Origin of the sequence: Bacillus sp. FSL R10-2780, assembly GCF_038006125.1 — a bacterium.
In the GTDB taxonomy this organism is placed as follows: Bacteria; Bacillota; Bacilli; order Bacillales; family Bacillaceae_G; genus Bacillus_A; species Bacillus_A cereus_U.
Window position 1 is genome coordinate 3314691 of record NZ_JBBOUQ010000001.1, and the last position, 13919, is coordinate 3328609.

A 13919-nucleotide genomic window follows, 5' to 3' on the forward strand; every position below is an offset into this window, starting at 1 on the left:
AAATGGCAAATTCTTTTTTAAAAATTACCACACAACTTTATTGAAACTGATTTTCCTGAAATTTCAATATATATCTAGATGAAAAAACTCTTAGAAACCTTAAAGAGTTTTTTTACGCATTAAACAAATTATCCAATTATATACTAAATGAAAAATTCACACACTTCTCACAAATCAATTATTAAACCGATTCTATTTTAATTTATACTAAATGTACAAGTAATACTCCCTAAACCTAGCTTGTCTGGTTATCCCGTTAAATACTATGAAAAAAGAACTTGTATCGTATACAAGTTCTTTTTTTCGCTTATTTAAATAATATATCCTTACTATATTGCTTTCCGACGAGTAAGTCATATTGAATAAGCTCATATTGCTTTAGCATTTCTTTTTGTTTTTCTGTTAAACTTTTTATTGCTTTTCCATCTTTTCCTATCCTCAATTCGTCACGAAGTACAGGAATTTCTTCATATAACTTCGATAAAAATTGATAGAACGGTACCTTAGTTAATCCAGCATAATCAAAGACAAGATTTGAAAAATAAATTGGACTTACTAAACCTAAATTGTCATTTGGCATATCAAAATTTGCATACATTAATAACGGCGTTTGCGCCATCGCTAATCGTTCACTTGGCGTTTTTTCATTCGTTATATACCCATTCTCTTTATAAAGAGATTTACTTGTTCCTAGCGACGGAAGATGGTCCCCAAAGAATACTAATAATGTAGGTCTATCTAAATTATCTAGCTCCTCTATTAAATATTGAAGAGCTTCATCTGAACGTCTTAAACCTTCTGTATAAGTCTCTAATTCAGCCTTCGATTCTTCATTTTCTAAACCACTAATTTCTATTTGATTTTCGCCAAATCTTCCTTCTGTAAATGGAAAATGATTTTGCATCGTAACCGCATGAATAAAAGTAGGTTGTTTTTGCTTCTCTAATTCAGCTATTATCTCTTTACTCATAGATAAATCGCTAATATAATCTCCATCAACTTCTACATTCTCCATCGTATCTTGCGTATTAAACTTGTCAAAGCCTAACACTCTATATACATCATCCCGTTTAAAGAATGAGCGACCAAATGAATGAATTGCACTTGTGTAATACCCTTCTTTTTTTAACTCTCGAGTAATAGATGGAATTTCTTTCTTATTTGTAACAACTTGCTGATACGGTATAGAGCCTGGTTTTAACAAACTCATTGAATAACTCGTTAATACCTCAAATTCAACGTTCGCAGTATTTCCTCCAAATGTAGGAGAAATAGTTTGTCCACCAGGAAAACTTTCTATATAATGATGCAAATTAGGTAAAGGATCTTCACTAAAGGACAGGTTCGTTAACTTCGTTGGATCCCAAAACGATTCACTCATTACAAAAATAATATTCGGTTTCTCTGTTTGCTTCTGCGCCCCTATATTGCTGCTATATTGTTTTTTTATATCGTTTGCTATTTGAAGCATATTTTCTTTTGAATAATCTTTCGGCTTTTCAATGACTGTCGTATCCAAATTACTTATAAAGCCTAGCACAAAACCATTCGAAGCATAATTTTCATTTTGATTCCACAAAACGAACTCTATACCTGACTTTTGAAACCATTTATTCATAAACGTATTCGTAAAATTACCATACGCATATAAAACAAAAACGGATCCTATTATAAATAGAACTCGTACGCCTGCATGAACTTTTACATTTTGAATATATTTCCTTATATACATACCCGCTAAAATACAGGCAACAACACTTACAATAACGAGAAGAATATAACCCCAACTAAAATAATCCATCACCATTGGTATAACAGATTGCATATGTCCAATCTGTGTAAAATCAGAAGGATATAGTGGGTCTCCCCTAAAAACAATTTTAAAGTGATTTACAATAGCCAAAATGATTAGCAAAATGCTTGTCAAGATAGTACTCAAAAAAACTTTCCCAAGCACGTTATACACAAAAATATATATCGCATAAATTACAATTAAACTAAATATAAACTGTGCGTTATAATTGTAAATCCAATTCAGTGTATTTACGAAATCCATATTATTTTGCGTAAAAATAAAAAGCAAAGTAACCGCATTGGCTACTAAAAACATTCTAATATAAATCCTAATAATCGGTTTAAATTTATTAACTATATCTTTATTCAAATACGCAACATACAATAGTACAATCCACATCAAAATTGTCATTATACTTAAAACAATTTTTTGATTTAACATATCTTTCATCGTATCTAAACTAAAATATTTTAAAATCAAGAAAATTGTGGGTACTACATATAGGGTTACTAGACCACTTAACATCGCTGAAATTAATATACTTCTTCTTGGCTGATGAAATGAAAAATTACCCCTCAATTCATTCCCTCTTTTCTGTGTATTAATTTCACCCCGCACCGTAATAAAATATTACTTATATAAACATAACATATTATGTACACAACGTCTTCTCATGTACACCCTCCGTATAATATCATCTGTTACCTCTTGTACATACCGAATGAAAAAAGAGATTTCCTAAGAAAGGAAATCTCTTTTTCATTACCCAACACTTTGCACACGGCCAATTTGTCCATCTTGTAATCGAACTTTAATTCCGTACGTATGTGTTTCTGTATTTGTTAAAATATCTTTCACAACACCACTCACTGTTTTACTATAATCTTTATCTAATTGAATAACTACATGTGAACCAACCGAAATTTGTGATCTTGTCGTCTTCCCACCTGTTGCTTGTGTTGTTTTTTCTTGTTTTTGTGTTCTCTCTTGTTGTGCAGACTGCTGTTGCTGAGCCTTTTTTTGCTGTTTACCTAACTGGGATACTATCAGGTCCCTCTAAGGGCCATTTCTCTTTCTATACTGTCTTTCTCAATGATTTTACATAACGTACTGTAATTAAAATCATACCAATGGTAAATGCAACTATTGATACCAATAATATAGCAATAGATAATATAACTTGATCAACTAATTCTATAGACTTGAATGGTAAAGACCATAAATATCCAAATCCCCACTTTGCTTCTGAAAAAAGAAATAAACCGATTAAAGATAGGATTATATTAACAAATGTAAAAGTGATAGATGTTTTTATAAATAAGAATAATAGGAGTTGCACTATTATAAGAGGAAATGTCGCAACAACAGAAATTAAAAATACTTTAATCATAAATTCTAAAGGAAATGGATCTGTAAAATCAAAATACATTCCTGATACATACAAGCTCATTAAAACTATTAAGTGTATTGCAGAAAATAATAACACACTAGATACAAATTTAGATAAAACAATTTTAAAATTAGTATTTGGAGATAGATGCATTATTTTCCAATTGGTTTTGTTTTCAAACTGACATAAGAAGGCTGTTACCATCCCTGAAATGACAGGGAGAAAAAAACCAACATAGAAAAAAGATATAAACATCCATACGCCCATCCATGAATTATCCAAACCGTGATTATACTCTCCTACCACGAATTTAGTATACATAATCATTGAATATATAATCGGACAAAGTGCTAAGATGAAAAATGTAATTTGTTGTGGGTGTTTTCTTATTTTTATCCAATCGGAATAAATTAAATTTATCATTTGAGATCTCCTTTGTTAGTTTTTATTATCCATTTTAATAAATAAGATGTATCCAATTCCTAAAATAAGAATAGTAATAGGAATTCCTGCTAGCATGTACCATTTATCGTATGACCATAACGTATTAAAAACATCTAGATTATTCACATAATTGATTGGAAAATATAAGATTTGATATGAAATAGGAAACCACCAAAGCTTAGTTGAGCTTAATATATCGCCGAAAAGATACGAAGCTAGAGCTAGTGCAACGATCACTGATTGATTCGATACATTAATGGATATAATGAACGCCAAAGCGCAAAATGGGATGCTAATAAGAAATGGATATAACGTAAAAACAAACACATGCTGCATGGAAACCGCATCTAAAGAAACACCTAAACCTGGAAGTAATAACACTGTACAAATCATATGTATTACGGTTGTAATAATAAGAGCAACCATAACAACAAGGAACTTATTTATATACACACTAAATTTCTGTACTGGATACGTAAATGTTCTTTTCCACGTAGAATTTTTATATTCAACATTGTTTACACTAGCTATAATAAACACCATAAAAAAGTTTAATATGTATTTTAAAATTTGCAAGTTTATACCGAATATAGTTTCTAATTTAATAGTATGAGAATTACTATAGTAATTTAGTCCAGCAAATTCACCTAATGCAAGTATAATAGGTCCTAAGATAACCAAAAACCAAAAATGACTTTTTCTATATTTTATATACTCAGTGGCTAATACATTTCTCATACACTTACAGCACCTTGTTCAACAATATCTAAATATGCTTCCTCTAAATTTTGCTTTTTGGTTTGGAAAGATTGAATAAAAATCTGATTCGTTACTAATAGTTGTTGAATATCATTCAGTGATTTTTCATCGTTATATTCAATACTAAAGATGTTATTATTTACATTGAATGTATAATTGGATTGTTCAAGTAATTTATCAGTAAGAGTCATATTATTAACACTAATTTCAACAATATTTAATGATTGTTTATTTTGTAAAGAAGATAATAAACCTTGGTACTTTATTTCTCCATGATGAATAATCCCGATATGATCAGCCATTTGTTCCACTTCACTTAAAATATGACTTGAAAGGATTATGGTAGAATTAAACATTTTTGGGGATTTTTTTATTAATTCTTTCACTTCATAAACTCCCTGTGGATCTAAGCCATTAGTAGGTTCATCTAATATTAATAATTCAGGGTTATTTATGAAAGCAGCAGCTAATCCTAAACGTTGTTTCATACCAAGAGAATATTTTTTAAAAGCACGATTTCGATCCTCATATAGTTTAAATAAATTCAAAAGTTCTTTTATATGTTCTTTATCATGAACATTTTTCATTTTAGAAGCAATTAACAAGTTTTCGTATCCGGATAAATGCTCGTAAAAGGTTGGAGCTTCAATTAATGAACCTGTTTTAGATAAGATTTCTATTCTATTCTTTTGTATATCCATTCCCAATACTTCTACAGTTCCCTCATCAGCCTCTATCAATCCTAAAATGATTTTAAAAAATGTAGATTTACCAGCGCCATTCGGGCCTAATAATCCAAATATTTCACCCTTTTTTATAGTTAAATCAATCCCTTTTAAAACATGTTTGTCTTTATATTTTTTATGCAAACCTTTAATATTTAAAACTTGATTATTCATCATATCAACCACCTGACGTTAGAATTTTAAATCAATTACACGACTCTGGAGGCACATCTCCGGCACCCGCTATTTTTTTCAATTCATCTTCATCGATTGCACCAATTAATTTTTTTGTATCAAATTCTTGATTACGTAATTTAGCTAATTTTTCATTTTTAGACATAGTAACCATATTTTTTAGAATGTTCAGAAAATAAATATTAGAGTACTTCAAATTTCATTAACAAAGATTGGTGACAGGTTTAGATGTTATAGAAGGTAATTTATGTTGCCTTCTATCTCCAACATCACCAACCTTTTTTATTCCTTTAATATAAAGCTGTCTGTTTAATCCATTGTAAGACTATTAAAGGCATCATTATTTTCTTGAAATCAAATGATAGCTGAATTTGCTCTTCTAACTCTCCATGTATCTGCAATTGCTTTTGTAAGGCTAACATACACTCTGTAGTTTGGTCCTGTAACTTTGGATACATAAATTCTTTTGAATGCTGAATGCTTTCGCTTTGGTTTATCATATATCCAATAGCTATAGGTCCTTTTTCTTCACCTATTCCAGCCTTAAATTCTTGAACATTGATGTCTTTTAAATGAATAAAATAATCATTATAAAAATCTATTGCATAAGCACCTGGGGTAGATATACCAGTTACAATATTCGGTTGAAAAACAAATAGAATAGGTGCCAAAGCTGTAAATATTTGATTGTGAAATGCTTCATATAGAATTTGTGCTAAGGTATTAATATGAATAAATGGTTGAGCTAGACTAATCGATTCTTTTTGGGATGCTTGTTTATTCAATTGCTGTTTGTAAACATGATATGGCAATACGTCTTGTTCATTTGAAAAGTTTTTTAAACGTTGATTATTTTTCCCACCAAGATCCAAATGATAATTTATATTGTTTATCATATCTATAGAACTTTTTGTCTCTAGCATCAGATTAACCACCTCCTTGCTGTCTAACTTTCTGTACCTAAAATATACGTGTTAATTTATGTTAATAACAAGTAGTAAAATTCAGTTAAAAATATTTAAAATTATTGTTGTTTTTTTCTATATTATTTTACATGTTTTGTAATTCAGGAAAGTTTCTATAGGATTTAACCTTGTACAAATAAAAATATTGCTATCGTTGAAAATAAAATTAACTACTTAGTTTCGTTTAAAGCAAAGTTAATATAATAAAAAAAACAGGTGGAACTTACTTTCCGCCTGTTTTTTATCTATGGATTATTTAATAAGGGTATGTATTTGAAGGAAATCTTGAATATGGGGGGATTAATTAATCAGCACCTGGTTGAATATCAGCGTAGAAAGTTGAGATGTCTTCTATACTAGTTTGTGCAGCTACATTTTGTGTAGTATCTGTACTAGTTATATTTTCAAATAAAGAAATACCGGATAACATAATAGCTGTAGTAAGAATGACATAAATTTTTTTGATTTTCATAATTCCAACCTCCAGTAGTAGTTGCTTTGTTAATTTAAATACTAATGGATGTCCTTTGTTACACGGAATTAGTAAAAAATTTTGATTTATAATTCCTTTTTTTATAAAAACAAGTTACCTATTTAACCAATTTTATTTGTGATTTATCTTATGTTAAATTATATTAATCCAATACCTACTATTACTGCAGAATCACATAGAGGGGATATTGCGGATATCATTACCAAGATCCTTGATTAATCTCCCTCTATCTATGTATTTTTAGTTTGTTTTAATTCGTCGAATTTTCAATTGATATTTTTAGATATTTTGCTGACATTTTATAAGCGCGATTATCAAAAAAATAGTCTCCTAGTTCATGAGCCAGTTCACTTACTAAAGGATATTGTTTCTTTTCTAAACCAATTTCAATTGCTTTTTGCATCTGTTTTTCATATCCATAATCATCTCCTCTTAATTTAGATATCTTCCCCTTCAATCCATATAGTTGAACATTAGCGTAAGGTACATCAAAAATTGATAATAAATCAAACGCTTCATCCATAAATTTATTAACAGTTTTCCAATCTTTAAATTCTATATGAATCTCTATTAAGCTTCGTAATGCGTATACCTTTTGATGTTTTTGTTCGAGAAACTCACTTAATTGCAAACATTCTTCATAGTACTTAATAGCATTAGTATAGTCTTTTAAACCTTGATAAATTTTCCCATAATTATACGAGATTATAGGTGAATACATAGAATCTCCTTTATCTTCCAACCTACTTTCTGCCTGCTGTAAGCATTCAAGAGCCCTGTCATATAATCCATCTAAATCATACAGTATTGCGAGCATTAACAAAGTATCTATTACTTTATTCTTTATATTAAATCTCAAAAATATTTTGTAAGCTTTCTGCGCATACAAACGACTAATGCTTTTATCTTTATACAGCGCTTTATTTACAAGACACAGATTATAATATACACTGGCGTGTTGAGTAGTTTCTTCTAGATCAAGTAAACTCTCTATCTTCACGTAGATTTCATGTGCAGCCATATAATCTTGTTTATTATAAAAATAATAACCTCGAGCCATTAAATAATATATATAATCTTCAGTATACTGGAGGTCTATTTGATTTGGAATAACTTGCACAGCCTGATTTACAATTGCTTCTACATATACTAAGTTATTATTTCGGGAATGATAGTATATTAAAACACCATAAGCCTTTAATAATAAAAGAATAGAGTCTATATCACGAACATACAGTTCTAAAGAAGATAAATCTTTTTCACTTATAATTTTATCATTTTTATACTTATTACATATTCCAAGGAGCATAGGTTCTATATCCCCATAATCTGCATCTACAAGAAAATTGTAATCAACTTCCATCTTTTTAGCGACCTTTTCTAAAAAAGAAACAGAAGGTTTAATTTGTCCATTTTCAATTCTGCTTAAATACGTTATAGAGCATATTTCTGATACTAATTCCCCTTGCGTAAATTCTTTATGTATACGGATTTGTCGAATACGTTCACCAATATTCATATTTCCACTCCTTTCTTCGAATAACCTGGTTTGATTATTTTAGGGCAATATAATAAGAATAACGCCTATATTATCTATCATAGTATGTGTATAGTTTTATGTTCAGAGAGGGAAATGTTATTAATACGTATTTGGATGCATATGAAATTTGTATGCCCGATTTACTAATATCAGATTTTCCACCTTCTACTTATATTACTATATTATACCAATTCACTCATACTTACGCCTAACAAAATTTATCTTTTATACCTTCAGATCTTTAAAATAAAAGTCTTCTGTCTAAAAACGATAAAATAATTAAAGAACCTTATATGTTGCAGAAACTATCTCAAATCACGAAACATGTAAAACAATACAGAAAAAACTATAAAAAATTCACAATTTTTTTAATTAAATTTTACTAATTGTTATTAACGGGGTACAGTCCCATCGCTATCAACCTAATAAAACAAAATACCCCCTAAAATTAAAAAATGAGCTGACTTCTCAAAATAAATAACTATAGAGAAAGAAAATTTTCATTTAGGGGGTACTTCAAAACCTTAGCTTGATGGGCATGGGGTACCGCCAGCATTTCGGAAAAAAACCACGCTAAGAGCATGCAAGATTTTATACAAAAAATCGGAAGACATAGGGAACCATGGGGAAGCCAAAAGGCGCGCCAGAATAGAAATGTATAAAAAGATGTATAGCGTCATAGAAAAAGAAAAAGGCGGACTCCTTGTAAGAGTAGGAATCCGCCTTTTTCTTGCTACCGATAATAGGTCATTATGTTAACTAGACGTGTATGAGATATACAATCAAACAAAGTTATTTTCCATTTTCATTCTTATTTTGAAATAGATGCACAATCAAAAGTCCACCAACAAATAAGATTGGAAATCCTACGACTATATATAATCCGTTTTTTGGTATTCCTAATATAATTGCAAGATAACTAAAAGAAAAAGCCCATAATGCTAAAATTATGATTTCTAACATCTTCTTTTTCATTAAAAGTTAAGCACCCCAAATCCCCTTAAAAAAGTTGCATTTGGAATATTGTAACAAAATCAAAAAAAAGACCCTACAAGAGGGTCTTTCATCAGCTAATATTAAGCTTTTTGAACATTAGTAGCTTGTAGGCCACGTTGTCCTTTTTCTACTTCAAACGTTACACTTTGTCCTTCGTCTAAAGATTTGAAACCGTCGATTTGGATAGCTGAGAAATGTACGAATACGTCTTCTCCATCTTCACGCTCGATGAATCCAAAACCTTTGTCTGCATTAAACCATTTTACTTTACCTTGTTCCATAATTGTTGCCTCCTAGTATGGATACCCACACATATGTTACTACCCTTGCTCAAATACCTTAGACGAAAAACAAAATTTATTCTTAATCTCAAACCGAACAAAAATAGGTCTTTCTTAAATTAACATACTTTCTAAAAAATAGCAAATTTCAAAAATAAGTCCTTATGGTAATTAGCCACTAATAGTGGTTGCTGGAGAAAAAGTCACTATGATAGTCATCACAGCAAGAAGTTACCAAAAGATCTCAACAATATCATTGGTTTGATTTTTTTCAGACATTCAACAACTGATAAAATTAGATATTTTCGAGTTAAATTTTACTTCTGATAACGATAATTATGTAAATGAGCTGTCCATATGGGCGGCTTATTGTATTTTTTGCTTAGCGCGTTTTTTTCCGAAATGCTGGCGATACCCTTACTTGTTCAACAATCGGGGCGATTGTTGAACATGAAGTAAAAGTGCGATACATATTGGTCATGTCTAATATGTATCGCACTTTATTTTTTATGACTTTTTACAATTTAGGTCTTGATAAACCCTCACAGGTTCTTTTCGTTATTTATTATGAACGGGAAAAATGATGAAATGATTAGCATGTTTACTATATAAGAGGAAGTATCCATATTTTCCATATGATACTTACGATTACTATAAAGATAAAATCAAAAAATCTAATCTCGGATCCTTTTTCATAGTCATATCTAACCACATATGAACCAATTTCAATCTTTTGTATTTATGAATATTTTTCTTTGCAAATCGGTAAGTGAGCACTTGCATGATGTAAATTCCATTTAGGCAAATAAACAATAATATGAGAAATCAAATCACGAAATTCCTCCCTATTTTTGAAGCGTTCTTTCTACTATATGGTTCTTCAAAACCCATTCCTCAAACTGAGCACTTCCAAATTCCCAGCTCAAATCACGAGCATGTACAGAAAAAACGTAATAACCGGCATATTCGTCCATAAACATTCCTGCCCCTACATCATCTTTTTGAATACCGTATACTCCAAAATTAAAATACACATCCCACACGTCTTCATGCTTCCTCTTATAAGCAATCGATTCCATATCACATTCAGTTCCGAAATAATCAAGATGTAAATGTACGCTATCATCGTATTCGTAATCCATTTTATCACCCCTTATATTTGTACTTCTTTATTACCTAAAAAATTCCTGCTATCTATACTCACATATGGGCACTTACCTACATATTATGCTTGTAGATTGACTTCTAGGAGGTGTCATATAGTGAAAAAATTAATAACCGTTTTTTGCATCATGTTACTAGCTGTTTTCACATTCGCTGCTTGTAGTACAAAGGAAAGTACGAAAGAAGAAGTTCAAAAAATTCGCGTTGGCGAAGTTACCCACTCTCTTTTTTACGCACCTTTATATGTTGGAATTGAAAAAGGATTTTTTAAAGATGAAGGTTTAAATATTGACTTACAAACAACAGCTGGCGGAGATAAAACGATGACCGCCCTTTTATCTGGCGGAATTGATATTGCGCTCGTCGGTTCAGAAACGTCTATTTATGTTCATCAACAAGGAGCAAAGGATCCTGTCATTAATTTCGCACAGCTTACACAAACAGATGGCACATTTTTAGTTTCCCGTAAAAAATTAAACTCTTTTAATTGGAATGACGTAAAAGGTGTTACGTTTTTAGGACAGCGTAAAGGCGGCATGCCACAAATGGTTGGAGAATACGTTTTAAAGAAAAATGGCATTGACCCTCACAAAGATACGAACTTAATTCAAAATATCGAGTTTGCTAATATTGCAAATGCTTTTGCATCTGGTACAGGAGAATTTGTACAGCTCTTTGAACCGACTGCAAGTATACTTGAAAAAGAAGGAAAAGGTTATATCGTCGCGTCTTTCGGAGCTGAATCTGGTACTGTTCCTTATACAACGTTTATGGCAAAAGAAAGTTTCTTAAAGAAAGATAAAGCTGCTGCAGAAAAATTCACGCGTGCACTATATAAAGCGCAGCAATGGGTTGATACACATAGTCCAAAAGAGATTGCCGATGCCGTTTCACCACTATTTAAAGACACTTCAAAAGACATTTCAGTAAAAGTAATTGAGCGCTACAAAAAACAACATTCTTATGCGACAAATCCATTATTAGATGATGCAGAATGGAAACAACTCCAAACGATTATGAAAGAATCTGGTGAATTACAAAAAGAAGTTCCACATGAAGCGCTCGTCAATACAAAAATTGCCGAAAGCGTTATTAAGAAATAGAGGCGAAGTGTATGAGCTTTTTACAAATACGTAACGTTTCTCACTGCTTTTTTGCAAAAGAAAATGCGAAACTTATTCTTGAAGATATGAGTTTGCACGTAGAAGAAGGGGAATTCATTTCAATCCTTGGTCCGAGTGGTTGCGGAAAAACAACGCTCCTCTCCATCATCGCGGGACTACTTGATCCAATTGAAGGTATCGTATTTTTAGATGGTGAACCGATTACAACTAAGCCCCCCTCTATGGGCTATATGCTCCAGCAAGATTACTTGTTTCCATGGAAAACAATTGAAGAAAATATTATGCTCGGACTTCATATTCGAAAGATTTATGATGAAAATACGAAAGAACATACATTAAAGCTTTTAAAACAAGTCGGCCTATATGATATAGAACAGCAATACCCACGTGAACTATCCGGTGGTATGCGCCAACGTGCTGCCCTCGTTCGAACATTAGCGACCGATCCAAAAATTTTATTGCTAGATGAACCATTTTCCGCTCTTGATTATCAAACAAAATTAAAACTAGAAGATCTCGTCTTTACATTACTACGTAACTATAAGAAAACATCCCTACTTGTGACACATGATATTGAAGAAGCAATTGCGATGAGTGATCGTATTTATTTGCTGCAGGCGAACCCTGGAAAAATTGCAAAAACGTTCATCGTCCCAGAAAGTATCCGTTCCTTATCGCCATTAGAAGCACGCCACCACCATGACTTCCCATCCCTCTTCCAAGAAATATGGAAGGAGCTGGAACGACTTGGATAATATAAAACAACTACATGAGCAGTTTCGAAAAAAAGAAAGACAACATGCATGGTTAGCTCGCTCTTTACAACTTGTACTTCTTGTTCTTTTCTTTGCACTATGGGAAATAGCTAGTAAAAAAGAATGGATTGATCCTTTACTCTTTAGCTCTCCTTCAAGTATTTGGGATCTCTTTTTAACAAAATGGATTGACGGTTCACTTTGGATTCACATATGGACGACATTACTTGAAACCGGAGTAGGCTTCATTCTCGGAACTGTACTCGGAGCTATTATTGCTACTCTCCTTTGGTGGATGCCACTTTTGGCCCGCGTACTTGATCCTTATCTCGTCGTCCTAAATGCAATGCCAAAAGTTGCACTCGGTCCAATCATCATTGTTATTTTCGGTCCAAACATTTCATCCTCTATCGCAATGGGCGTAATCATCTCCATCATCATTACTATTCTCGTTATTTACAGCGCATTTCAAGAAGTCGATTCCAACTATATTAAGGTCATGGACACATTTGGCGCAAATAAATGGCAATGCTATAAACACGTTATTCTCCCTTCATCTTTCCCTGCAATTATTTCAACGTTAAAAGTGAATGTTGGCTTATCATGGGTCGGTGTTATTTTCGGGGAACTCCTCGTTTCTAAACAAGGACTTGGCTATTTAATTAGCTACGGATTCCAAGTCTTTAACTTCACACTCGTCTTACTCAGTGTATTGCTCACTTGCGTCCTCGCAACTCTTATGTATGTATTTGTCGAGGCATTTGAAAAACTCCTTATTGGAAAACGAAAAAAAAGCTGACTTAGAGCGATACGCTAGAGTCAGCTTCTTTCTGTTACCTTTTATCACACATTTTCGAATCGTCTGTAACATTCCCATTAGCAACCGTAACTGTATGGAAACAATCTTTCACACGCACCGTAACGACATTATCTTTTCGATCAATAATATGATAATCATTAAACTCTTTATTTAATGCACTACGAATTTGCTCCCCTTCAAAAATCGGAAAACCGTGAGACATTACCCAAATGAGACCAGCAACAGCAAGAATCGTTTTCATACGTTTCATTACCTCCTCGAGAGTAAACTTATAGCCCCTATACTATGCGCATTATAATTGTGTCTAATTTGTGACGTTTTTATACTAATTCTCTTTTAATGATTCAGTTCCTTCTTCTTTTTTGAAAAAAGACAGAATTTTCAATTTTATCAACATGAAGAAACGCAAAGAACAGAACGTCCTCGCGTTTTCATTTGATCGACCAAAAATATATCGAACATAAATACAATTT

General features: G+C 31.8%; 14 protein-coding genes and 2 pseudogenes. 3 read left to right on the forward strand and 13 right to left on the reverse strand.

Annotated elements, in window-relative coordinates:
- Positions 1-307 precede the first annotated feature (307 nt).
- The 12 genes and pseudogenes from NSQ47_RS17290 to NSQ47_RS17345 form a co-directional block, all read right to left on the reverse strand.
- On the reverse strand, positions 308-2374 hold the full coding sequence (locus NSQ47_RS17290; protein ID WP_341037495.1) for an LTA synthase family protein: 2067 nt from the start codon (positions 2372-2374) through the stop codon (positions 308-310).
- Between the two features lie 183 nt (positions 2375-2557).
- Positions 2558-2824 (reverse strand): annotated as a pseudogene (locus NSQ47_RS17295) (YwbE family protein); the annotation flags it as partial.
- A 46-nt stretch (positions 2825-2870) separates the two neighbouring features.
- Positions 2871-3608, reverse strand: a complete 738-nt coding sequence (locus NSQ47_RS17300; protein ID WP_002160131.1) for an ABC transporter permease — start codon at positions 3606-3608, stop codon at positions 2871-2873.
- A 15-nt stretch (positions 3609-3623) separates the two neighbouring features.
- Entirely contained in the window at positions 3624-4367 is a 744-nt protein-coding gene (locus tag NSQ47_RS17305; RefSeq protein WP_001246721.1) for an ABC transporter permease, read from the reverse strand.
- Entirely contained in the window at positions 4364-5290 is a 927-nt protein-coding gene (locus tag NSQ47_RS17310) for an ABC transporter ATP-binding protein (RefSeq protein ID WP_341037496.1), read from the reverse strand. Before NSQ47_RS17310 ends, NSQ47_RS17305 begins: the two co-directional genes overlap by 4 nt.
- 37 nt (positions 5291-5327) lie before the next feature.
- A pseudogene (locus NSQ47_RS17315) lies at positions 5328-5453 on the reverse strand (class II lanthipeptide, LchA2/BrtA2 family); the annotation flags it as partial.
- A gap of 145 nt (positions 5454-5598) precedes the next feature.
- Entirely contained in the window at positions 5599-6231 is a 633-nt protein-coding gene (locus NSQ47_RS17320; protein WP_002160126.1) for a hypothetical protein, read from the reverse strand.
- A 346-nt stretch (positions 6232-6577) separates the two neighbouring features.
- Positions 6578-6745 carry a hypothetical protein gene (locus NSQ47_RS17325; protein WP_002160125.1) on the reverse strand — a complete coding sequence of 56 codons (168 nt, stop codon included), beginning with the start codon at positions 6743-6745 and terminating at the stop codon, positions 6578-6580.
- 271 nt (positions 6746-7016) lie between these two features.
- Complete coding sequence (locus tag NSQ47_RS17330; protein ID WP_002160124.1) at positions 7017-8285, reverse strand: helix-turn-helix domain-containing protein; 1269 nt, start codon at positions 8283-8285, stop codon at positions 7017-7019.
- Positions 8286-9098: 813 nt separating this feature from the next.
- Entirely contained in the window at positions 9099-9281 is a 183-nt protein-coding gene (locus NSQ47_RS17335; protein WP_033714597.1) for a hypothetical protein, read from the reverse strand.
- A 101-nt stretch (positions 9282-9382) separates the two neighbouring features.
- On the reverse strand, positions 9383-9583 hold the full coding sequence (locus tag NSQ47_RS17340) for a cold-shock protein (RefSeq protein ID WP_002160121.1): 201 nt from the start codon (positions 9581-9583) through the stop codon (positions 9383-9385).
- 845 nt (positions 9584-10428) lie between these two features.
- Positions 10429-10725: a DUF3986 family protein gene (locus tag NSQ47_RS17345; RefSeq protein ID WP_002112440.1), complete on the reverse strand. Its 297-nt coding sequence runs from the start codon at positions 10723-10725 to the stop codon at positions 10429-10431.
- A 120-nt stretch (positions 10726-10845) separates the two neighbouring features.
- Between NSQ47_RS17345 and NSQ47_RS17350 the strand changes: the two genes are divergently transcribed.
- Genes NSQ47_RS17350 through NSQ47_RS17360 form a run of 3 tightly spaced genes read left to right on the forward strand, consistent with a single transcriptional unit; the run spans position 10846 to position 13425 of the window.
- Complete coding sequence (locus tag NSQ47_RS17350) at positions 10846-11850, forward strand: ABC transporter substrate-binding protein (protein WP_341037498.1); 1005 nt, start codon at positions 10846-10848, stop codon at positions 11848-11850.
- 11 nt (positions 11851-11861) lie between these two features.
- The gene (locus NSQ47_RS17355) at positions 11862-12626 is read left to right on the forward strand and encodes an ABC transporter ATP-binding protein (RefSeq protein WP_215572138.1); all 765 of its coding nucleotides are present in this window, start codon (positions 11862-11864) and stop codon (positions 12624-12626) included.
- Complete coding sequence (locus NSQ47_RS17360; RefSeq protein WP_131232038.1) at positions 12619-13425, forward strand: ABC transporter permease; 807 nt, start codon at positions 12619-12621, stop codon at positions 13423-13425. Before NSQ47_RS17355 ends, NSQ47_RS17360 begins: the two co-directional genes overlap by 8 nt.
- Positions 13426-13459: 34 nt before the next feature.
- Here NSQ47_RS17360 and NSQ47_RS17365 read toward each other — a convergent pair whose 3' ends face one another.
- Positions 13460-13687 (reverse strand): hypothetical protein, encoded by a 228-nt coding sequence (locus NSQ47_RS17365; RefSeq protein WP_002089142.1) that lies wholly within the window; start codon positions 13685-13687, stop codon positions 13460-13462.
- Between the last annotated feature and the right edge of the window lie 232 nt (positions 13688-13919).